The sequence below is a fragment of the Priestia sp. AB genome, from assembly GCF_028369225.1.
GTDB classification, from domain to species: domain Bacteria; phylum Bacillota; class Bacilli; order Bacillales; family Bacillaceae_H; genus Priestia; species Priestia megaterium.
Genome location: NZ_JAQMYN010000002.1, coordinates 307,906 through 328,930 on the forward strand (window position 1 = coordinate 307,906; position 21,025 = coordinate 328,930).

At 37.7% G+C, this 21,025-nt stretch carries 21 protein-coding genes, 1 other RNA gene and 1 riboswitch; of the genes, 6 read left to right on the top strand and 16 right to left on the bottom strand.

From position 1 onward, the window contains the following. Nucleotides 1–79: 79 nt before the first annotated feature. A complete protein-coding gene (locus tag POF52_RS07785) occupies nucleotides 80–940 on the top strand; it encodes a LysR family transcriptional regulator (protein WP_271991613.1) in 861 nt (286 codons plus the stop codon). Nucleotides 941–1,067: 127 nt separating this feature from the next. Here the strand turns inward: POF52_RS07785 and POF52_RS07790 are convergent, their stop codons facing one another. From POF52_RS07790 to POF52_RS07810, 5 genes are all read right to left on the bottom strand, one after another. Continuing rightward, the gene (locus tag POF52_RS07790; RefSeq protein WP_013082372.1) at nucleotides 1,068–2,378 is read right to left on the bottom strand and encodes a nucleobase:cation symporter-2 family protein; all 1,311 of its coding nucleotides are present in this window, start codon (nucleotides 2,376–2,378) and stop codon (nucleotides 1,068–1,070) included. Between the two features lies 1 nt (nucleotide 2,379). Continuing rightward, nucleotides 2,380–2,973, bottom strand: coding sequence for a xanthine phosphoribosyltransferase (locus POF52_RS07795; RefSeq protein ID WP_013056157.1), 594 nt, complete (start codon nucleotides 2,971–2,973; stop codon nucleotides 2,380–2,382). A 103-nt stretch (nucleotides 2,974–3,076) separates the two neighbouring features. Beyond that, nucleotides 3,077–3,178: riboswitch (purine riboswitch) on the bottom strand. Nucleotides 3,179–3,275: 97 nt separating this feature from the next. Further along, complete coding sequence (locus tag POF52_RS07800) at nucleotides 3,276–4,793, bottom strand: carboxypeptidase M32 (protein ID WP_271991621.1); 1,518 nt, start codon at nucleotides 4,791–4,793, stop codon at nucleotides 3,276–3,278. A gap of 124 nt (nucleotides 4,794–4,917) precedes the next feature. Continuing rightward, nucleotides 4,918–6,855: an ATP-dependent DNA helicase gene (locus POF52_RS07805; protein WP_013056155.1), complete on the bottom strand. Its 1,938-nt coding sequence runs from the start codon at nucleotides 6,853–6,855 to the stop codon at nucleotides 4,918–4,920. Nucleotides 6,856–7,078: 223 nt separating this feature from the next. Then, nucleotides 7,079–7,258: a hypothetical protein gene (locus POF52_RS07810; protein WP_176583837.1), complete on the bottom strand. Its 180-nt coding sequence runs from the start codon at nucleotides 7,256–7,258 to the stop codon at nucleotides 7,079–7,081. A gap of 332 nt (nucleotides 7,259–7,590) precedes the next feature. On the opposite strand from POF52_RS07810, the gene POF52_RS07815 reads away from it, so the two are divergent. The 4 genes from POF52_RS07815 to POF52_RS07830 are packed head-to-tail and all read left to right on the top strand — an operon-like array spanning nucleotide 7,591 to nucleotide 11,730. After that, the gene (locus POF52_RS07815; RefSeq protein WP_271991624.1) at nucleotides 7,591–8,682 is read left to right on the top strand and encodes an ABC transporter ATP-binding protein; all 1,092 of its coding nucleotides are present in this window, start codon (nucleotides 7,591–7,593) and stop codon (nucleotides 8,680–8,682) included. 36 nt (nucleotides 8,683–8,718) lie between these two features. Further along, nucleotides 8,719–9,966, top strand: coding sequence for an ABC transporter substrate-binding protein (locus tag POF52_RS07820; protein WP_271991627.1), 1,248 nt, complete (start codon nucleotides 8,719–8,721; stop codon nucleotides 9,964–9,966). Continuing rightward, nucleotides 9,950–10,903 (top strand): carbohydrate ABC transporter permease, encoded by a 954-nt coding sequence (locus POF52_RS07825; RefSeq protein ID WP_176583840.1) that lies wholly within the window; start codon nucleotides 9,950–9,952, stop codon nucleotides 10,901–10,903. The genes POF52_RS07820 and POF52_RS07825 overlap by 17 nt, the downstream gene beginning before the upstream one ends. Before the next feature lie 14 nt (nucleotides 10,904–10,917). Next, nucleotides 10,918–11,730, top strand: coding sequence for a carbohydrate ABC transporter permease (locus tag POF52_RS07830; protein WP_271991630.1), 813 nt, complete (start codon nucleotides 10,918–10,920; stop codon nucleotides 11,728–11,730). 34 nt (nucleotides 11,731–11,764) lie between these two features. Here POF52_RS07830 and POF52_RS07835 read toward each other — a convergent pair whose 3' ends face one another. After that, on the bottom strand, nucleotides 11,765–12,259 hold the full coding sequence (locus POF52_RS07835; protein ID WP_271991633.1) for a hypothetical protein: 495 nt from the start codon (nucleotides 12,257–12,259) through the stop codon (nucleotides 11,765–11,767). A 158-nt stretch (nucleotides 12,260–12,417) separates the two neighbouring features. Between POF52_RS07835 and POF52_RS07840 the strand changes: the two genes are divergently transcribed. Further along, nucleotides 12,418–12,546 carry a hypothetical protein gene (locus POF52_RS07840; protein WP_013056148.1) on the top strand — a complete coding sequence of 43 codons (129 nt, stop codon included), beginning with the start codon at nucleotides 12,418–12,420 and terminating at the stop codon, nucleotides 12,544–12,546. Between the two features lie 44 nt (nucleotides 12,547–12,590). Here the strand turns inward: POF52_RS07840 and POF52_RS07845 are convergent, their stop codons facing one another. The 10 genes from POF52_RS07845 to POF52_RS07890 all read right to left on the bottom strand — a co-directional run bounded on the left by POF52_RS07845 (nucleotide 12,591) and on the right by POF52_RS07890 (nucleotide 20,969). Continuing rightward, nucleotides 12,591–13,736, bottom strand: coding sequence for a THUMP domain-containing class I SAM-dependent RNA methyltransferase (locus tag POF52_RS07845; protein ID WP_013082362.1), 1,146 nt, complete (start codon nucleotides 13,734–13,736; stop codon nucleotides 12,591–12,593). Nucleotides 13,737–13,947: 211 nt separating this feature from the next. After that, nucleotides 13,948–15,615 (bottom strand): glycoside hydrolase family 13 protein, encoded by a 1,668-nt coding sequence (locus POF52_RS07850; protein WP_176583842.1) that lies wholly within the window; start codon nucleotides 15,613–15,615, stop codon nucleotides 13,948–13,950. Nucleotides 15,616–15,747: 132 nt separating this feature from the next. Next, nucleotides 15,748–16,374: a response regulator gene (locus POF52_RS07855; protein WP_013082360.1), complete on the bottom strand. Its 627-nt coding sequence runs from the start codon at nucleotides 16,372–16,374 to the stop codon at nucleotides 15,748–15,750. After that, nucleotides 16,367–17,413: a sensor histidine kinase gene (locus POF52_RS07860; RefSeq protein WP_271991642.1), complete on the bottom strand. Its 1,047-nt coding sequence runs from the start codon at nucleotides 17,411–17,413 to the stop codon at nucleotides 16,367–16,369. The genes POF52_RS07855 and POF52_RS07860 overlap by 8 nt, the downstream gene beginning before the upstream one ends. Continuing rightward, entirely contained in the window at nucleotides 17,410–18,138 is a 729-nt protein-coding gene (gene liaF / locus POF52_RS07865; RefSeq protein WP_176583844.1) for a cell wall-active antibiotics response protein LiaF, read from the bottom strand. Before liaF ends, POF52_RS07860 begins: the two co-directional genes overlap by 4 nt. Nucleotides 18,139–18,273: 135 nt before the next feature. Then, complete coding sequence (locus tag POF52_RS07870; RefSeq protein WP_013056142.1) at nucleotides 18,274–18,900, bottom strand: PspA/IM30 family protein; 627 nt, start codon at nucleotides 18,898–18,900, stop codon at nucleotides 18,274–18,276. Between the two features lie 36 nt (nucleotides 18,901–18,936). Further along, on the bottom strand, nucleotides 18,937–19,281 hold the full coding sequence (locus POF52_RS07875; protein WP_271991648.1) for a lmo0954 family membrane protein: 345 nt from the start codon (nucleotides 19,279–19,281) through the stop codon (nucleotides 18,937–18,939). A 247-nt stretch (nucleotides 19,282–19,528) separates the two neighbouring features. Further along, an RNA gene (rnpB, locus tag POF52_RS07880) (RNase P RNA component class B) lies at nucleotides 19,529–19,917 on the bottom strand. 63 nt (nucleotides 19,918–19,980) lie between these two features. Continuing rightward, nucleotides 19,981–20,313, bottom strand: coding sequence for a cell division regulator GpsB (gene gpsB, locus POF52_RS07885; protein ID WP_013056140.1), 333 nt, complete (start codon nucleotides 20,311–20,313; stop codon nucleotides 19,981–19,983). Between the two features lie 104 nt (nucleotides 20,314–20,417). Then, entirely contained in the window at nucleotides 20,418–20,969 is a 552-nt protein-coding gene (locus POF52_RS07890; RefSeq protein ID WP_176583847.1) for a DUF1273 domain-containing protein, read from the bottom strand. Nucleotides 20,970–21,025: the final 56 nt, after the last annotated feature.

Here is a 21,025-nt window from a genome sequence, read left to right on the forward strand (position 1 = left end):
TATACACTAGCATCTTCGTTGATTTATGAGAACTTCCCTTCTATACTATGGGTATAACAAAAGGTTATAGGTGATAAATATGAAAACAGAATGGCTTGAGTCTTTTATTGAAACAGCCAAAACAAAAAGCTTAAGCAAAGCAAGCGAACAGCTGCATATGACGCAGTCTGCACTTAGTAAGCAAATGAGAAAACTAGAAGAAGATTTAGGAGTAACATTATTTATTCGCTCCGCTACAGGAGTAGAATTAACCTCAGCGGGTGAAATTCTTTTACAAGAAGGTGAATCCATACTTTCAAGTGTTCATGCTCTTCAAAAAAAATTAGTGTCTACGCAAGAAGCTTGTGATTTAACTATCGGAACGTGGCAAAGTATGGCTGCTTTTTACTTACCTTATCAACTGGCTTCTGCTAAAGACCACAATCGCCATATTGATATAAAAACCTCGCATCACTATTATAATTTGTTAGAGCAGTTAGAAAGCAATAAAATTGACGGGGCTTTATTTGATGATCGAGAGGTTCAACATACTTACTGGTCAAAACTATTGTTTAAAGAAAACTTTTATTTATTTGTGAATGATCAGCACCCGTTAGCCGAAAAAGAAAGCGTATTATTTGAAGATTTCAAAGAAGAACCCATTGTAGTTCTCCCCCCAGGGTGCGATGTTCGGACACTAGTAGAAAAAGCGTACAAGCGTCATAACTTAAAAATCCCCATTTCCAATGAAATTGAATTTGCGCAAAGTATTATGGGATTTATTTCAGCTAATTTAGGTATTTCAATTCTCCCTGAAATTTTTATGCGCCATTTACAAAGCTCAAACATTAAAGCGTTACCCATTACAGACTTCAAATTCAAAAGAGAAATTTCATTAGTGGCAAAAAACCCTGACGTGGGGAAAATGCTTTATACACTGTTTTTCAAAACACGGTCTTAATAGGAAAGACGAACAAATTGGATGAATGATCTACTATGGATCGCTTGTTGCACCATGACAATGAAAAGATCCGAACGATTAATCGTTCGGATCTTCTTCACTAAAATACTTTTGTTCTAGCCTCTTTTTATTTCGATACTACTTCATTTGTTAACTTTGTTTCTGCAACTTGCGTACGTGGTGATTTCATCATATTAAAGACAATATTTAAAAAGATTGCTGTAAAGCTCCCCATTACAATACCGCTTCCAGTAAGAACTTGAAGACTCTCTGGTAAGTTTTTGAAGAGTTCAGGTACAACCGTCACCCCTAGACCCATGCCAACCGAACATGCAATCACAAGAAGATTTTCTTGTTTGGCTAAATCAACTTGACTAAGGATTTTAATACCTGAAGAGATTACCATTCCAAACATAGCTACCATTGCTCCTCCAAGTACAGAGCTCGGGATAACTGTCGTCACGGCTGCGATTTTAGGTAGAAAACCCAAAACGATTAAAATTCCACTCGCTGCAAATACAACATTTCTTGTGCGAACACCTGACAACTGTAAAAGTCCTACATTTTGAGAATACGCTGTATAAGGAAATGCGTTAAAAAATCCGCCTAATAAAATGGCCAATCCTTCTGCACGATAGCCTTTAGACAAATCTTTTTCATCCACTTCTTTTTTACAAATATCACTAACAGCAAAATAAACGCCTGTTGACTCGACAATGCCAACAAGTAAAACAAGGAACATTGTCAGAATGGCCATAATATTAAAAGTTGGCATCCCAAAGTACAGCACATGTGGCATATGAACCCACGCTTCTTCTTTTACGCCGGAAAAATCGACTTTTCCCATAAAAGACGCTGCAATTGTTCCAACAACTAATCCTAATAACACAGAGACGGAGCGCATAAATCCTTTTGTAAATCGATACAGAACAATAATTAATAACAAAACGCCAAAACCTAAACCTAAATTGCTCAAGCTGCCAAAATCTTTACTTCCTTCTCCTCCGGCTAAATCTTTAATCGCTACGGGAATTAACGTAATTCCAATAATCGTTACAACCGAACCTGTAACTAAAGGAGGGAAAAACTTAACCAATTTACCTAAAAAAGCAGAAAGAAGGACGATGAGTAAACCAGCCACGATAATAGAACCATAGATGGATGAAACGCCGTAAGAACCTCCAATTGAAATCATAGGTCCTACGGCAGTAAACGTACACCCTAATACAACTGGAAGACCAATTCCAAAAAAACGATTTTTCCATACTTGCAGTAGCGTTGCCACACCGCACATAAATAAGTCAATCGCCACTAAATACGTAAGCTGCTGCTGAGTCAAGCCAATGGCTCCTCCAACAATAAGCGGAACAACAATCGCACCTCCGTACATAGCTAAAACATGCTGTAAACCAAGTGAAAAGACTTTTCCTTTATTCATATTAAACCTCCACTGTTGGTTTATCTTCAACAAATGTCACTTTACCATTTGATAAAGACTGAATGCGTGCTAATGATTCTACTTTAACGCCTGATTGACGAATTTGTTTTCCTCCATCTTGAAACGCTTTTTCAATAACAATACCAATGCCGCCTACTTTAGCACCTGCTTTTTGCACGATATCCATCAAGCCGAATGCAGCTTGACCGTTTGCTAAAAAGTCATCAATAATTAAAATCACGTCATCTTCTTGAATAAATTTATCAGCAACTGAAATTTCATTTTCTTCTTTTTTTGTAAATGAATATACTTTTGATGTAATGAGTCCGTCTTGAAGTGTTAAAGATTTTCTTTTTCTAGCAAACACCATCTCAACGTTTAGCTTCAATGCGGTCATAATCGCTGGAGCAATTCCAGATGATTCAATCGTTAAAATCTTCGTAATTCCTGCATCTTCAAAACGCGAAGCGAATTCTTCTCCAATTTCTTTCATTAATACAGGATCCATTTGGTGGTTTAAAAATGTGTCTACTTTTAAAACCGTGTCTGATAATACGATACCATCTGTTAAAATTTTGTTTTGCAAAGCTTTCATAGTTCGTTCCTCCAACGTTTGTATTAAAAAAGCTCAAAAACATAGCTGCACTCGTATATGAGTAGAGCAATGTCTTTGAGCTTTTACGCACAAAAGTGAAAAACAAACTTCATCGCTCACCCATAGTCAAACTATTTACGGTAGTTTGGTAGATACTTACGAGCCTTATTCTCGTCATTATATGAGTGCGTTATTGAGTTAATTGTATTATATCAGCAAATCTTTTATTTGAAAATATCTAAAAACGATATTTTCGAACATTTACTTGTGATACAAAACATAATATTCGGTTATAGCGCTTTTTATACGTGATAAATTTCTCCATATTTCTTTTCTAGATACTGAATTAAATAATCTACATTTAAGCCTTCTCCCGTTACATCGTTTAAAATTTCAAGAGGCTTTTTCATTTTTCCGTACTGATGAATATGTTCTGTTAGCCAATTTGTAATCGGCGAAATTTCTCCTTTTTCGAGGAGTTCATCATAATTGGGCAAGTCTTTTAACATGGTATGCTTAAACTGCGCTGCGTACATATAGCCAAGAGCGTAGGAAGGGAAATACCCAAAGCTTCCTCCGGCCCAGTGTACGTCCTGAAGCACGCCTTCTCCATCGTGACCTGGACGAACTCCTAAATATTCTTCGTATTTCTCATTCCAAATTTCCGGTAAATCTGCAACTTTATATTCTCCGTTTATTAATCCCTTTTCAATCTCATAGCGAATCATAATATGAAGAGGATACGTTAACTCATCTGCTTCAATACGAATAAGCGACGGTTTCGCCTCATTTACTCCTCGGTAAAAATCTTCTAAATCTACATCGTCAAATTGTCCCGGCGCATGCTCTTTTAGTACGTGGTAATGATGCTGCCAAAATGCTTTATTTTTTCCGACAAACTGCTCAAAAAACAGCGACTGTGATTCATGAATTCCCATTGAAGTACCTTCACATAGAACCGTACCGACAAGATCCTTTGAAATATTTTGCTCATATAAAGCATGGCCGCATTCGTGAATCGTTCCAAAAATAGCCGTTCGGAAATCGTTTTCAGCATACTTAGTCGTGATGCGCACATCTCCCGGGTTTAAGCCAGTAGCAAAAGGATGGACTGTTTCATCAAGTCGCCCCGCTTCAAAATCATAGCCAAGCGTTTTTAACACGTCTAGACTAAATTGCTTTTGCGCTTCTTTTGGGAAAGTACGGAATAAAAATTCCGTATTTGGCTTTGTATTCGACCCGGCGATTCGCTGAACAAGAGGCACAATATGCTCCCGTAGCTTTCCAAATACCTCGTCTAAGATTTCAACCGTCATCCCCGGTTCAAAAAGGTCTAATAAACGGTTATATTTGTTTCCTTCATACCCCCAATACTCCACAAACTTCTGATTGAACGCTACAATTTTTTCGAGGTACGGTTGAAATAAAGCAAAATCTGCTTTTTCTTTTGCGTCTTCCCAAACCGACTCAGCTTTTGAAGTTAATGTAACGTATTCTTTATATTCATGCGGAGGAATCTTTTTATTTAAATCATATTCTTTTTTACATTCTTCCACTGCTTTTTTCGTAATATCGTTTATGTAAGGCTGTGACTCAGGGTTCGTTAATTTCTCAATAAAACCTGCCATTTCATCAGAAACAGAAAGATTGAACGCTTCTGATGACATCATGCCAATAACTTCAGAACGCTGATCCGCCCCTTTTTTTGGAGCACCCGTCCTCAAATCCCAGTACATCACTCCGATTGCCTCGTGATAACTTTTGATTTTATTCATGTATTCATAAAACTGTTTCTCAATTTTCTGTATGTCTTCTCTCATTGTTTTTCCTCCTTACTTTCCTTATTTCACCATAAATTATTTTATCATAATAGTAACGGCGTGTATATAACTGAATATTCAATCTATTATACGTATAAAAAAGCGCGGCTACAACCGCGCTTTTTTATACGTTTTCTATTTTCGTTGGGACATTTTGTTCAATGATTGAACGCACTTTTGAATCTGTGCTTTTTGGCATAAAGATCGTGATTAGACCCTTATCGTTATGAGAGCGAATCAGCCTTCCAACTCCTTGCTTTAAGCGAAGAAGCATATACGGCATATCTGCATCCCAGAATGGATCGACTACTTGATTGCGCTTTGCTTCAAAGACCGGATCATTTGGTGGATACGGCAGTGACCAAATAATTACATTAGATAGCGAAGGTCCAGGAATATCCAATCCTTCCCACAAATGAACAGCGCATAAAATCGTTTCTTCTTCCCTTTGGAACTGAGATACTAATTTACTGATTTCTTGGTCGCCTTCAAATAAAAATGTGTACTGATTTAACTCTTTGGAAACTTCTTTGAACATCTCTAGTTCTTCTTTGCTGTTAAACAGTAAAAGTGCTCGTCCGTTCGTTTTTTCGAGCTGCGCAACAGCAAAGGCGAATTTTTCAGCAAACGCTTCTTCTTGATCATCCGAAACATTTTTTACCGCAATTTTCATTTGCTCATCATAATCAAATGGCGATTCAACAGAAAAAGAAAGCGGCTTTGCAATTCCTAAGCTATATGCTAAATAATCGAACGATTGGTTATCTGAAAGAGTCGCAGAAGTGAAAATATATGGTATTTTCTTCGCAAATACTCGTTCTTTTAAGACGTCTTTTACTGCTTGCGGCATAATAACCAACGTCAGCTGCCAGTTATTTTCTTCTACCCAGTAGATGGCATTTTCGTTGTCCATAAATAAGCGCAGCGAATAATCAATTTGATCTAGGTACTCATCTACAATTCGCAGCGTATATTCGTCTACTGTATAGGTTTCACTCTCAAACACAAGCTCGTTTCCGATATGCTCAAGCAGCGATAAAAGTTCTTTTCCTACACTTTGTAATCCGTTTGTGCGGGCTACTTCTTTACGGCTAGAACCAACGATTTCTGTACTTGCTTCACTTAAACGGTCAAAGAACATTGCATATACATCGATAGCGTGCTCGATCTTCACAGCAAATTCTTCTCGCACGTCATTTTCTAATAGACGCGTTAACAAGTTTTCTAACGTATCTTCTTGAATGCGATATGTTAAAGCCTTTTGTGCAGCAAATTCCAGCAGGTGACCTTCATCAAATACAACACAGCTGCTTTCAGGAAGAAGGGGAAGCTGTCCTTCACGCTTGCGGGCTTCATATGTCCAAATGTGCTCCATGTAAAAATCGTGAGAGCAAATAATTAAGTCATGTGCTTTTCTATAGTGCTCACGTGAAAGCGTTAAGCCGCATCTATGACGCTGCTCACAGGAAGAGCAGTCTTGAAACGTATCCCAGTTAATTTGATTCCATTCCTCATCCGTTAAATGAGGATATTCTTTACGGTCTCCGTAGTGATAGAACGACTGCATACCGCTATGATCATGAACAAAATCAGGAAGCGTATCGTAAATTTCTTCAATGTTTTCATTATCTGTTCGTGCTGTCACAGCATCTAATTTCTTTAAACACAGATACTGATCTTGAGATTTTGCTAGGCGAACATCCATGTTAATATCTAAAATACCAGAGAGCTTTGCAATGTCTCCTTCGGCTTTTACTAACTGTTCAATTAATGTTTCATCCGCACAGGCAATAATAGCTGGCTTGCCAATATACCTTGCATAACAAATAGCGTACAGTAAATACACAATAGTTTTCCCTGTTCCTACACCTGCTTCTGCAAATATTACATTTTTTTCTTTAAAAGCTCGTTCGATTTGAAAAGCCATAAAAATTTGTTCATCCCGAAGTTCTAACCCCGCGTCTGGAAGATGATCATAAAAAACATCACCTATCCATTCATTTAATTTGTCAAAAAAGTTTTCATCCCGCTCAATTGTAAAAGGCAACCGCTCTCTCATCATCGATACTGACTCCTTTATTTATGTAAATATCTATCAATAAAAATTAGCTTCACTTCTTTTTATCTAGTAAATTTCTCATGTAAGCAAAACTTAATTATTGACTACTTTATCTAAAATGTCAATAAAAAGAGCAGAACATAAAAAAGTTCTGCCTGTAAGGACAGAACCTTTTTGTATAAAAGCTGAGTGTATAGAGCACAAACGGAATAAGTGCTATTAAAAATTAATTACAGCGGAATTTTGAGTCCGTGGACTGAGACAATAAAAAGGCCGCTTCATACTCGGCTTTTGCTTGTTCCAGCTGAGTAAGCGTTTGTCCGCTTACTTCTATTCCCTGCTGCATTAAATGATAGCTGTTTTCCAACGCTTGACGAATCATAGTGAACTCCGTGTTTCTATCCATTTATAAACATCCTCTCTCTGTAGTGCTTACTATAAAAGTGAATACTATCATTCTATACACCAGCTGTTTATTTTATTCTCAAAACCAGCATCTCTAGCTTAATAAGTGGCTTCTTTCATTTAAGAAAATAATCGAACTTATTAAAATATCTTAATTCTCACTTGACATATAGGAATAATATATTTTAAAATTACTTACAGATTCAATCACTCAAAACTACATAATACAGGCTTACCGGTCAACCGATAGCCTCTAATTGCCAGATACACGTACAATCCGTCTGTGCAATTAGAGGCTTTTATTTTCTTAAAAGCCTGCTGAAAGGAGAAAAAATGGCAGAACTGCAGTTACAGCATGTGTATAAAAAATACCGAAAAGATAGTCTTGCAGTTGATAATTTCAATCTTCATATTCAAGACAAAGAATTTATTGTATTTGTAGGACCTTCAGGGTGCGGCAAATCCACTACCCTTCGAATGATCGCCGGCCTTGAATCGATAACAGAAGGAGAATTGCTTATTAATGGAGATCGTGCAAACGATTTACCTTCTAAAGACCGAGATATTGCAATGGTGTTTCAAAACTACGCGCTTTACCCTCATTTAACAGTTTACGACAACATGGCATTTGGCTTGCAGCTCCGCAAAGTCCCAAAACAAGAAATTGATGAGCGCGTTCGAGAAGCGGCTCGTATTTTGGACTTAGAACCCTATTTAAAACGCAAGCCAAAATCGTTATCAGGGGGGCAGCGTCAGCGGGTGGCTTTAGGAAGAGCCATTGTACGGAATGCCCAAATTTTTTTAATGGATGAGCCTTTATCTAACCTTGATGCCAAGCTTCGCGTACAAATGCGAGCTGAAATTAGTAAGCTTCATCAGAGGCTGCAGACGACCATTATTTATGTAACCCACGATCAAACAGAAGCGATGACGATGGCAAGCAGAATTGTAGTTATGAAAGACGGAAAAATTCAGCAAATAGGTTCACCTATGCAAATATATAATGCTCCAGAGAATACGTTTGTAGCTAGTTTTATAGGATCACCGGGAATGAACTTTTTCACAGGAAAAGTAGTGAACAACAAACTGCACATCAGTGAACATGAGTTTCAACTGACAGAAAATCAAATGCATTCGTTACATGAAAAAGGCTACAACAATCAGTTCGTTACTATAGGAATTCGACCTGAGCATATTACGCGGGTCTCTTCTGATGCTCCTCATATTTCATTACCGGTAGATGTGTCTGAGTTATTAGGAGCAGAGTACATGCTATACAGTAGTTTAGGAGACCAGCTCTTTGTGGCTAAAATCCCTGGGGATGAACATATTCAAGTTTATCAGCACTTTCCATTTCATTTTCAAATGAATCATGCTCATTTCTTTGACCAGGCATCTACCAACCGTATCAAAATTGACCAATAACTATCTAAAATGAATTCTATAAGTGGGGGAACTAAAATGAAAAAATTATTAATTCTGTTAGCAATGCTCACCGTGATCATCACGGGCTGCGGCAAAAACAGTTCAACAAGCGGCGACAGCAGCGACTCTTCTAAAAAAGTAACCATTAACTTTACGCATTGGCGAGGAGAAGATTCGAAAGCTTTTGATTCTATCATTGAGCAATTTGAAAAGAAAAATCCAAATATTCATGTAGAAATGACCGTCTTTCCTTCTGATTCCTATCAATCACAAATTCAAGGATCTCTACTATCTGGAGAAGGTATCGATGTATTTGCTAGTTTTCCAGGAAGTCAATTTGAAACGATTCGCAAAGCAAACGGTTTTGCAAAGTTGGACGACCAAAACTTACTCAGCAAATTTGACGAAAAGCTAATCCAAGCGGGTAAAGCGGATAATACGCAATATGCTCTTCCTTATCAGCTAGTCTATAACATCCCTGTCTATAACAAAGGCATTTTTGAAAAATTAAATTTAGATGTTCCTAAAGATTGGAATAGCTTTTTAAAAACATCTGAAACATTAAAGAAAAATGGATACACGCCGATTTTATTTTCAGGAGACGTAAGTCCTTCTCAATTTATTAATCCAATGATTATGAATAACGAACCTACAAACAACGCCCTTCACGAAGTAGAAACGGGCAAGCGCAAGCTAACTGATGAATGGTTTATCAAAACCCTATCCCAAATTAAAGATTTAAATGACAAAGGTTACTTCCAAAAAGATGCTCTTGGTACGAAAAAAGAAAGTGCTGCAGCACTTTTTGCTCAGGAAAAAGGCGCAATGCTTGCTCAAGGTTCTTATATGATGGCTACAGTCAAACAGCAAAATCCGCAGATTGATCAAGGTTTGCTTGCACCGATTACAGTGGATCAAGATAAAGCAAAATACGAAGGTGTTCATACCACGACATTCTTATTAGGTGTTGCTGAAAAATCAAAACACAAAGAAGCTGCTAAGAAATTTTTAACTTTCCTTGCAGATCCAAAGATTTCTTCTGAGTATGCGAATGCTACTGGCCAGTTATTAACGGTCAAAGACGTGAAATATAATTCACCTGAACTCAAAGAAAGCGCAAAATGGAAAGACAAAAAAACGGTCTTCCAACCTCGATTTACAATTTTAAATGAGCGCGTATCAAAAGCTGTTGAAACATCTGTACAGGACGTACTATCCGGTATGTCAGCGAAAAAAGCTGCTGAAAAAGCACAAGGAGAGGTAGAACGTGTCGCTAAAAACTAATACGTCTATTCAAGAAGAAGAAAAGAGAACCCCTTCGTTCTCTTTTCCTCTCTTTTCATTTAAAAGTATCTCTAAAAGCCGACATCTATGGTTGTTTTTACTTCCCGGCTTTATCATATATACTGTTTTCTTTGCATTGCCAACGCTTTCTGCTTTATTTTTAAGCACAACTGATTGGAATGGATTGTCTTCTCAGTTCTCATTTGTAGGGTTTCAAAACTTCAAAGAAATTTTAACAAACGATGCTATTTTTACACAGTCTCTTACAAACAACTTAAAGTTCACAATTGGCGTGCTGATCTTTCAAACGTTATTGAGCTTGGGATTTGCACTTTTACTTTATAAAAATTCTGCATGGAATACATTTTATCGCTCACTCTTTTTTGTACCGACGATTATTTCGTCCGTGTCGATTGCCTTCACGTGGAACTTTATGTATGACCCCAACATTGGAGGAGTTAACCTATTTTTAAGTAAAATAGGCCTTGAGCATTGGACCCAGTCTTGGATTGGAAATAGACATATCGCAATTTACAGCTTGGCTTTTGTACAATTTTGGGCACATACTGGTCAAATGCTTATTATTTTTGTAGCTGGAATTCAAGCTATTCCCAGTGAGTTATATGAAGCTGCTAGTATTGATGGAGCAACACGATGGCAAAAATTCAAGCGCATTACGTGGCCTCTTTTAGCTCCAGCTACGACAATGGTTGTAGCTTATACGACCATACAAAGCTTTAAAGCATTTGATTTAATCATTGCAATGACAAATGGAGGTCCCTCCAACTCAACTGAAATTCTTTCGACACTTCTTTATCACGAAGCTTTTATTAATTTTCGTTTCGGCTATGCCTCTGCTATTTCAGTTGTATTTATGATTGTAATTGCTCTTTTAACGTTTCTTCAATTTCGCGTACTTCGCTTGACCAAAATGTAAAAGGAGATTCTTTTATGAAACAAAACCCATTCAGACAACTGATTTTAGGGATATACGGTTTGATCATTCTGTTGCCCTTAAGCTTGGTTTTATTAACAACCTTTAAAACAACGCCTGAACTTTACAGCAACCCAATCGGATTACCAGCAAGCTGGAATATTGAAAATTATAAACAGCTGCTCGTCAATGAACCCATCTTTGGCTATATTAAAAACAGCGTGATTGTTACCGTCTTTAGCACGTTTTTTATTCTATGGTTTTCAAGCATGATTGCTTATGCTATTATTCAGCTACCTCAAAAGCTTGGCTGGATTGTATACGGCTTTTTTGTTTGCGGAATGATTGTCCCTACTCAAGTCAATATGATTCCTGTCTTTTTGCTGATGAATAAGCTTGGACTCGTCAATACGCTAACAGGCGTCATTATCGTCTCCATAAGTTTTTTGCTTCCCATCGGTGTGTTTATTATCACGGGGTTTATGAAAACTTTGCCAAGGGAACTATTCGAAGCTGCTCGCATGGACGGAGCGTCAGAGTGGAAAATATATTCAAAAATCGCTCTTCGACTCTCAATACCATCAATGGCTACAGTAGGAATTTTTTCGTTTGTGATTGTGTGGAATGATCTGTTATTCCCTTTGCTATTGTTAAAATCTAAAGAAGTAAAAACGCTGCCTATTGCACTATTGGACTTTCAAGGGGAATTTCTGACTAATTACCCTATGCTGTTTTCAGCAGTCGTTCTTTCTTCTATCCCATTATTGATTGCGTACGTGTTTTTGCAAAAGCATTTCATTTCAGGAATGACATCTGGGGCATTAAAATAGCAGGCAAGAAAATCACGTTTCCCTGCCTGTCCCTTTATTCTATAGGATTATTTTTTAAAGCACGCTGAGGTTTCGGTTTCTCTACTACCAGATATTGGTAAACGTACATTAAAGCAGCTTTCAACAGAAAGATACCTAGCAAATGGTACTTTTTAAATGTGCCTACCCTAAAAAGCTTTGCACAGCTCATAGCTCGTTGGAAAGGATAAACAAAAAATGTATCTACGATTGCATTTAATAACATATACCTTCCAAAATGGCCATATGTGAACTTTTTAATCCATAAAGAACCTGCTAAAAATGGACCTAAAAGTAAAGCAGCTTCACCTGTTAGATATGGATGAGGAGGATTAGGGAATATCCACCACTTCTTTTTTTCAGCAATATAGCTTTCAACCATCATTAAAAAGGAAATAAACATAGTAGATGATAAATAGCGCTTAATATGCTGTCGTCCTATAAAAGGGATGGTTAACCATGAAAGAAGCATCAGCCCCCCAAAAATCCCTGCTGATCGATTCTTTCTCATTTTATCACCTCTTAGGTTTTAGTATGAGATTTCCCTTTCGTAAATATGTTAGAAATAAGCTAATCATTTCTCGTTTTAGGCCTGCTATTGAAAAGAAATGAATACATATATTGCCCTGCTACTCGCCCATACTATAAAAAACATAATGGGGTGAGTATATGCATGATTATTATGACGGACTATATAAATACCTGCTTAATGCTACATTTTGGTTTATTTTATTAATTGTCGTGCTCGGTATAGGCATGTTTGGAATGCTAGCTTATCGAGGTTTGAAAAAAAAATAACGTACAAAAGCCAAGCTGGTTTTTACACCGCTTGGCTTTTGTATTTATTGATCGTTGCGTGGAGGACGAGGTCCCCAATATTGATAGTAGTCTGTTTTAATAAACCCGTTAAACAATTTGCGTTTTTTCGTTGCTTTTTTACCGTAGTATTGTTCAAATTGTTCATGAGATGTAAGCATATAAATCGACCACGTATCAAGCTTAGAAAACGCTTCGCCCATTTCAGCGTACATTTTTTCAACAGAAGGACGATCGCTTAAACGTTCGCCGTACGGAGGGTTACCAATAATGATTCCATATTCTTTCGGCGTCGTAAAATCGCGCACTTGCATTTGCTTAAATTGAATTAAATCTCCAAGTCCAGCTTCAAATGCATTTTGCTCCGCTACTTTTACCATACGATGGTCAATATCATGACCAGCAATATCTAGCACTTGGTCGTAGTTCGCTAAGTCTTCTGCTTCTTCGCGCGCTTTGTCCCAAATACTTGCTGACATCCATGGCCATTCTTCTGATAAGAAGTCACGGTTAAATCCTGGTGCAATATTTTGACCGATAAGCGCTGCTTCGATAGCAATTGTACCTGAACCGCAAAAAACATCGACAAACGGACGATCCGCATTCCACGGCGTTAGCATAATTAGAGCCGCTGCCAGCGTTTCTTTTAAAGGAGCTTCCCCTTGCCCCACGCGGTAACCGCGCTTATGAAGCCCTGCACCGCTTGCGTCAATTGTTAATGTAGCAACATCTTTTAATAGCGCTACTTCAATTTTAAACGTTGACCCTGTTTCTTCGAGCCATCCTGTTGTTTTGTTATAATGTTTTTTCATGCTGTCAACAATTGCTTTTTTCACAATGCTTTGACAATCTGATACGCTGAACAATTTAGACTTAACTGATTTTCCCGATACAGGAAACTGTGCATCTACGGGCAAATAATCTCCCCAATTTAATGCTTTTGTTTGTTCAAAAAGCTCATCAAACGTACGAGCTTTGAACTGTCCAACCTGCACTTTAATTCGATCTGCTGTACGAAGCCATAAATTGCAGCGAGCAATTGCGAGCTCGTCTCCTTCAAAGATAACCTTGCCATTATCTACTTCACATTCATATCCTAAAGCACGCACTTCTTTAGCGACCAGTGCTTCAATTCCCATTGCTGCTGTTGCAATAATTTTATATTTCGCCATTTTTCAACCTCATTTTGTTTCTAATTATCTACACTAAGTGTAAAAGTACCATATACATGCGCCGTAGTCAAAGCTTTCTCCGTCTTTTTATTAAAATGCAAAAACTGCTCGCTCTTGACAGAGCCAGCAGTTTCTTCACCTATGTCGCCTATAAATGTGTTTCTAAAAGCTTTTCACTTTAAAAAATTGCGCAATCGGTTGCTCAACTTGTTTATGAAAGTAAGTATACACGTGTTTCATATGGGTGCAGCGTACATTTTTCAAGGGTTTCATTTTTATCCAACGGATAATTATGAATCAGCACTTCTCTGTTTGAAAACGAGCTCTCTGAAGGAAACTCGAACGTTTGATTTTTCGGTGACATATTACAAATAACAACAGCGGTTTTACCTTCTAATGTTCGCGTATACGCGTAAATAGCGGAATCTTCTTCTGCCAATAGCTTATAAGTTCCATACACCAGCACATCATGCTGTTTTCTAATTTTAATGAGCAGTTTGTAAAAATTCAGTACCGAATTTTCATCACTTTTCTGCTCTTCTACGTTAATATCTACGTAATTTGGATTCACCTTCATCCAAGGGGTACCAGTAGAAAATCCTGCATTTCTTTCTGTATTCCACTGCATTGGCGTTCTTGAATTATCGCGGCCTGTTTCCCAAATCACTTTCATAATCTCGTCATGTGTATCGCCTTTTTCACGCTGAATACGGTAGTAGTTAATCATACCAACATCATCATAATCGTCAATAGAATCAAACTTAACATTGGTCATTCCAAGTTCTTGTCCTTGATAAATAAACGGTGTTCCTTTCATTAAAAAGTATAGTGCAGCTAAGCACTTTGCACTTTCCACTCGGTAAGCTACGCTGCCGAATTTATTTACAGAACGAATTTGGTCATGATTTTCTAAATATAAAGCGTTCCAGCCGTTGATTTTTTCTAAACCATTTTGCCAATTAGTTAAAATCGTTTTTAACTCGATTAAATCAAGCGGTTTTTCTTCTCCTTTATCCCACAGTCCCATATGCTCGAACTGAAAAATCATATTGAAGTTTCCGCCATCTTCAGCTACCCACTCATCTGCGCTGTCCGATGTTACACCATTTGCCTCTCCAACCGTCATAATATCATATTTGGCAAACGTATTTTCTTTTAGCTCTTTTAAATGTTCTTGAATTCCCGGTCGATTCATATGCCCTTCAAACGATGGCACATAATCTAGCTTTTCAGGGTTCGGTAGATCTGGGAAGCCGGCCACTTTCTTAATATGCGAAATAGCATCTACACGAAAACCATCAATTCCTTTATCTAACCACCAGTTAACCATTTCATAAAGCTCATGACGTACTTTTTCATTTTCCCAGTTTAAATCGGGCTGTTTTTTAGAAAATACGTGCATGTAATATTCTTTTGTCTTCTCGTCGAACTCCCAAGCTGATCCGCTAAAAATAGATTCCCAGTTGTTTGGCTCTTTTCCATCTTTACCTTCGTGCCAAATATAATAATCACGATATGGATTCTCTTTAGAAGACCTGGATTCTAAAAACCAAGGGTGTTCATCTGAAGTATGATTAATAACTAAATCCATAATCAGCTTCATTCCGCGATGGTGAACTTCATCTAGCAGCTCATCAAAGTCTTCCATTGTTCCGAAATCTTTCATAATATCTTTATAATCACTGATATCGTAGCCATTATCGTCGTTAGGAGACTGATAAATCGGGCAAATCCAAATGACATCAATTCCAAGATCAGATAAATAGTCTAATTTTGAAATAACCCCTTGAATGTCACCAATTCCGTCGCCGTTTGAATCCATGAAGCTTCGCGGGTAGATTTGATACGCAACAGCTTCTTTCCACCATTTCTTTTCCATGTGCTCAACCCCTCAAAATAGTGCTTTTACGTAAGCGTTTGCCTTTACGCATATCGCTATTTTATAATGAATACATGCAAAAAAATAGGTTTTTCACAAAAAAAATCGTTATTCTCTTTTGAATAACGATTCTCACTGCGCTAATTTGTGTTTAAAGGCGTAGATGACGGCTTGAGTCCGGTCTTGTACATCCAGCTTACTTAATAAATTGCTCACATGTGTTTTTACCGTCTTTAGCGCAATAAATAATTCGTCTGCAATCTCTTGATTTGTTTTGCCTTGTGTCATTAGCAGTAAAATTTCCATTTCACGAGCTGTCAGTTCTTCATGAGGTAAAGACGGTTTTCTCATTTTAGACATCATTTTACCGGTTACTTCGGGCTCTAATACAGATTGCCCCTCATATGTACGGCGAATAGCAGCTGCAATTTCTCCTGCTTTAGACGTTTTTAATAAGTAGCTTGTTGCCCCTGCCTCTAGAGCGGGATATACTTTTTCATCATCTAGAAAGCTAGTGACAATGATCACTTTCGCTTCTGGCCACTGCTTAATCAGTTGTTTTGTTGCTTCAATCCCGTCCATTTCTTCCATGACTAAATCCATTAAAATAATATCCGGGCGCAGCTGAAGCCCTAATTCAACGGCCTGTTGGCCGTTTGCTGCTTCAGCTATTACATGAATGTCTGCTTGAGCCGACAAATACGCTCCTACGCCAATACGAACCATTTCATGGTCATCCACTAACAGAACATTAATCATTTTGCTTCTCCTCTCTTTCTACTAACGGTACTTTTACTTCTAGCTTTGTTCCTTTGTCGGGCAAGCTAATAATTTTTAATAGGCCCCCAATTTCAACTGCGCGTTCGTACATATTTTGCAGGCCGTACGATCCGACTTTTTCCTTTTCTACATCAAAACCAACTCCGTTATCAACAATACGTAAAATAATGGAAAAGTCACGTTTAATCAGCAGCACATCTAAAGCTGTTGCATTGGCATGACGCAGCGTATTTGATACGGATTCTTGCAAAATTCTAAACAAGTGGTCTTCAATGCCTTTATCAAGTTCAAATGCTTCTATTTTCCAATTTAATTCAAGCGGTACTTTTTGAGCAAGCTCATTCATCAGTTCTTTCATTCCAGCCTGCAGCGATTTTCCTTTTAATGCTGCAGGACGAAGATGAAGAAGCAAAGCCCTCATTTCAAGCTGTGATTGGTTAATCATTTTTTCAACCATCTTTAATTGCTTAGCTTCAGAGTCTTGTAGCGTAAGATTGGACTCCGTAATAGCAGACATAAGCATCGAAGCGGCAAATAGCTGCTGACTAACGGAGTCATGCAGTTCTCTAGCAAGCCGATTTCGTTCCTGAGAAACAATTTCTTGCACTTGCTTTTGCTGATTTTCCACTTTTTCCGTTGCCATCTTTTGAGATTGCTGTGCTTGAAGAATCATTTTATAATCTACTTTATTTAAACGGCTTATAATTCGAGACGTTTCTTGAATAAGCGGTTCATTTGCCGACATATGCCGGTGGCCATTTTCTATTTCATATAATCGGTTTTCAACATATGTCCACTGCTGTCTCCACATAAACCCCATGATTCCTCCAATCACGCTTCCAACCGTAAGGCTCAAACTGAAGGAAAACAGCACAAAAGGCATGCCCAATACGCTTGTTTTCCATAAGTCGCTAAGTTGAAAAACAGGATATGCAAAAAACACGGTAAGGAGCACGGATACAAATACAAAAAAACTTAGGAAAATCCCCCATAATAACTGCCGTTGAAGAATACTCATATCCTTTGCACCTCTAAATCTCCAATCACAACAGTTGTAACAATCTTCACCCTATAAGCAGATTGATCAAATTCCTCTGTTTTGATAGACAAATTTTCATTGAACGAAAAGCCGCGCTGATGTCCAAAAACCGTTACGTTTCCTGCTAGTTTAGAATGATTCACAGATACTTCCGTTTCGTAAGGAATGAGCACTTTAATATTTCCAAACACTTGACGAATAAAAATAACCGCATCGCCTTTTGGCAGAACGGTATTGCTTAAATCAACCACAATGTCTCCCCATACGCTTTGAATATTAATATCATCCCATTCGTATACGGAGTCTTCGGTTCTTTGACTACCAAGAAGTTTATTCGTCAAAACCGGCCGGACCTGCACCAAACTTTGGTTTGGCTGCTGGGTAAATTCGTCAGTTGGTCTGAATTCAACCGGATGCTTTCTTGATTGAATAAATCTAAGTAAAAAATACAGAAAAAGAGCAATAATTAAAAACTTAAAGGCAACCGTATTAAATATATTCAACACAAGCCCAATAACGCCAATCCAAAATAAAATGCGCCCTAGTTTTCTTCTCATTTTTTTTCGCCCAATATACATGAACGCACCGGCAATTAATACAGAAAAGATCAAGCCGCTGTGAAAAAACATAATTTCAATAAACAGGACAAATAAACTGCAAATAAAAATGAACATAAGAGATTCTGTTTTGTTTACGCTTTGCACAGCTCTCTCTCCCTTCTCCTCGTAGATGACATAGCGTTCTTTGGATGCTGCAGGTATCTATTCTCTCACCTTAAAAAGACGCAGAAACCTACGCCTTTTTTAGAATACCATGTTTTATGCAGAAACACTGATTTTTTACGATGATTTTACTCTTTTTTCTAATTCAGCAATCTTGCTGTCTACCGTTTGTCTATAGTAATTTGTATTAATTTGATTTTCAAGCTGGTCAATATAGGTTTCCATTTCGTCAAACTGGCTGTAAGACGTATAAGATGCTTCTGTTTTCATTACTGAATTCATACGATGATGCGCACGAGCAATATTTTCGCGCCCCATTAGTTCCATACGGCGAATATGCATATCTTTTACCTTATGCTTCATTTCTTCATACTTTTGTTCAAGCTCTTCTAACTGCTTGGATGCATCTTCATAAGATTCTTTTACGCGCTTTGCTCTCTCTTCGTAGTGAGCATGTTCTTTTAAAATGAATTCATGTAATTCCGCTTCTTCAGCTGCTTGTGCTACTTGTGCTTGCTCATGGCGCTTTTTCATCATATCAAGGGCCAGATGATATTCGCGATTAAACTGTTCTTTTAACGTGTGCTGTCGCTCAACAAGCTGCCTTACCTTTTCGGTCTCCTGCTCGCATTGACGCAAATAGTGGTTTAGTGCAGCAATTGGATTTTTTTGTTCTTTGTGATCAAGTAATTGATGAAGGTCTGCAGAAATCGTTTCTTTCATTCGAGTAAATAAGTTTCTCATTTTGTTCATCTCCTTAGATAATAAAGTGAAATTTTATTATTTTTGATTTAAGTCAGCCCACTGACGTTCAAAGTGCTTAAACGGATCTTCTTTTTCCGTTTTTATAGAGCTGCTGCTGTTCCATTTTTTATATACAATATAAAGTACGACTGCTGCGATGATACCAGCAAGGGCCGGAAGGTTTGAAACGGTTGTTAAGAGTACGACAACACCAATAAACCCCCAGAGCCATTTTTTAAAGGGGGTCTCTGCTTTAACAAACCCTTTAAATGCTACGTACAAAATAACCAAGCCAAGTGCAAGCCCTACCATCGGACCGGCATTTGCAAAAAGAACGATAGCAGCTACCGCTCCAATCAAAAACAAACCAACTTTTTTCATTTTGTCTCCTCCTTTCGCTTATCTATATACTTAGTTTAAGGATTATGACGTTTTTTCAAAACGAGCTAGAGCTTTATTTTCTCCTAAGACCTGAGGCTGACAACAAGCTCAGTCTGATTGTACAAAAAAATGACAGCTTATGATAAGCTGTCATTTTGACATAAAAAAAGCTCTTCCATTATACGAAGAGCTGGGTTGGATTAAAATATAGTGTATAACAACAAGTGTCGATTGCTTTTCAATAACGTTCTGTAAGCCATGTTTTGTACCATTGTACTGCAAGCGGCTAGCTACCTCGTACTCCGGTGGCAATTATCTATCTACAAAATGTAACCATTTTGTCCTTCCTTCCGTTCAGTTCCTTCCAGAAAGTTCCCCTACCATTATTTGGGTTTCTCGCTCGAGGGGTTTACCTCGTTCCACTCTTACCATTTCTGATAAGACTTCGTCACTGTGGCACTTTCAGAGTAGTCAAGCCATATCTTAAAAAGACTTAGGCTTTTTCCCCGCCGTTAGCTTTTAACAGCTACCCTAGCTTATGACTTCGCTAGGCACGAACACTACAGACATCGCAGTCTGTGCGAGCATGGACTTTCCTCTACATCCTCATATGTGATGCAGCAATTACCCGAACGTTATTGATAACGACTTTCCTTAGTATAATAAAAATAGGAGTTGAATGCAACTCCTATTTTTAGGTTATTCGTATAATTTACTTCCAAACACATGTTTTTCTAAGTTCGACAAACGTTTTAAAATATCAAAGTTTGTCGTACCCGCTTGCTGCTGCTGTTGAGCCGGCGGCGGGGTAAACGAAGGTTGTTGCGGCTTTTTAGATAACTCTTCTACTTGCTTTTTTAAGCGTAAATTTTCAGTTTGTAATGCTTCAATTTCTTCATGAAATGCTTCATAATCTTTAATAACAGAATCTAGATACTTATCTACTTCTTCTTGATTATAGCCTCTCATGCCTGTTTTAAATTCTTTTTCTAAAATTTCTTTGGCCGTTAAACGAATTTTATCAGCTAACATCTCTATCACCTCGAATACGATAAACCTTATCTTTATTATAATTCATTTTTTCAAAAATAGCTTCAAATGTCAATTTATCTTTTAAAATGTTTCGCCAAATGGCGTTAAAAAGACGAAAATTTTTCTTCATCCACGATATCCTGTAAGTCGTGAGACGTCACCATTATAATAGGGTATTCTTCTCGTTCAGCACGTTTTTTAGCCGTTTCTAACATATATTTAGGACTTCCTTCGTGCTCTTCGTCGTAAACTAAACAAATACCTTCACTTTTTTCTACTAAAAACTGATTTTTTAACCGAAACTGTGCTGGACTTTCATATTTCTTTTTTGTGATGCTATCTACATAATCTGCTTGACTTAAGACGAATTCATACAATTCTTTATTGGCTTCATTCCATTTTTCTTCTTGCTCCAAAAATGGTGTTAAAACAGCTAACTGAAGCTCGGGATAATCGAGCTGGAGATCAAATACCACTTCCGCTGCCCAAGTCTCTACTCCTAGCTGGCCACTAATCAATACCCATTCTAATCCATCTTCTACTAATTCCTGTAACTTTTTATAGAGCGCTTTTTTTATGTATGTAATGCCTTGATGTTTTTCATTAAAAATCCCAAGTTCGAATGGCTTATAACCAGTAACCGTCAGCACCTTCATTATATAACTCCTTTGTAACAAAATAGAATAGGAACTGATGTAATCAGCTCCTATTA

Bases quoted from the DNA above. Each gene is read 5' to 3' on its own strand.
- POF52_RS07855 (WP_013082360.1), bottom strand. From the start codon at position 16,374: ATGATTAATGTTCTGTTAGTGGATGACCATGAAATGGTTCGTATTGGC.
- POF52_RS07860 (WP_271991642.1), bottom strand. From the start codon at position 17,413: ATGAGTATTCTTCAACGGCAGTTATTATGGGGGATTTTCCTAAGTTTT.
- POF52_RS07830 (WP_271991630.1), top strand. From the start codon at position 10,918: ATGAAACAAAACCCATTCAGACAACTGATTTTAGGGATATACGGTTTG.
- POF52_RS07870 (WP_013056142.1), bottom strand. From the start codon at position 18,900: ATGAGAAACTTATTTACTCGAATGAAAGAAACGATTTCTGCAGACCTT.
- POF52_RS07785 (WP_271991613.1), top strand. From the start codon at position 80: ATGAAAACAGAATGGCTTGAGTCTTTTATTGAAACAGCCAAAACAAAA.
- POF52_RS07795 (WP_013056157.1), bottom strand. From the start codon at position 2,973: ATGAAAGCTTTGCAAAACAAAATTTTAACAGATGGTATCGTATTATCA.
- POF52_RS07850 (WP_176583842.1), bottom strand. From the start codon at position 15,615: ATGGAAAAGAAATGGTGGAAAGAAGCTGTTGCGTATCAAATCTACCCG.
- POF52_RS07875 (WP_271991648.1), bottom strand. From the start codon at position 19,281: ATGAAAAAAGTTGGTTTGTTTTTGATTGGAGCGGTAGCTGCTATCGTT.
- POF52_RS07815 (WP_271991624.1), top strand. From the start codon at position 7,591: ATGGCAGAACTGCAGTTACAGCATGTGTATAAAAAATACCGAAAAGAT.
- POF52_RS07805 (WP_013056155.1), bottom strand. From the start codon at position 6,855: ATGATGAGAGAGCGGTTGCCTTTTACAATTGAGCGGGATGAAAACTTT.
- POF52_RS07820 (WP_271991627.1), top strand. From the start codon at position 8,719: ATGAAAAAATTATTAATTCTGTTAGCAATGCTCACCGTGATCATCACG.
- POF52_RS07840 (WP_013056148.1), top strand. From the start codon at position 12,418: ATGCATGATTATTATGACGGACTATATAAATACCTGCTTAATGCTACA.
- POF52_RS07845 (WP_013082362.1), bottom strand. From the start codon at position 13,736: ATGGCGAAATATAAAATTATTGCAACAGCAGCAATGGGAATTGAAGCA.
- POF52_RS07890 (WP_176583847.1), bottom strand. From the start codon at position 20,969: ATGAAGGTGCTGACGGTTACTGGTTATAAGCCATTCGAACTTGGGATT.
- POF52_RS07810 (WP_176583837.1), bottom strand. From the start codon at position 7,258: ATGGATAGAAACACGGAGTTCACTATGATTCGTCAAGCGTTGGAAAAC.
- POF52_RS07800 (WP_271991621.1), bottom strand. From the start codon at position 4,793: ATGAGAGAAGACATACAGAAAATTGAGAAACAGTTTTATGAATACATG.
- POF52_RS07790 (WP_013082372.1), bottom strand. From the start codon at position 2,378: ATGAATAAAGGAAAAGTCTTTTCACTTGGTTTACAGCATGTTTTAGCT.
- POF52_RS07835 (WP_271991633.1), bottom strand. From the start codon at position 12,259: ATGAGAAAGAATCGATCAGCAGGGATTTTTGGGGGGCTGATGCTTCTT.
- gpsB (WP_013056140.1), bottom strand. From the start codon at position 20,313: ATGTTAGCTGATAAAATTCGTTTAACGGCCAAAGAAATTTTAGAAAAA.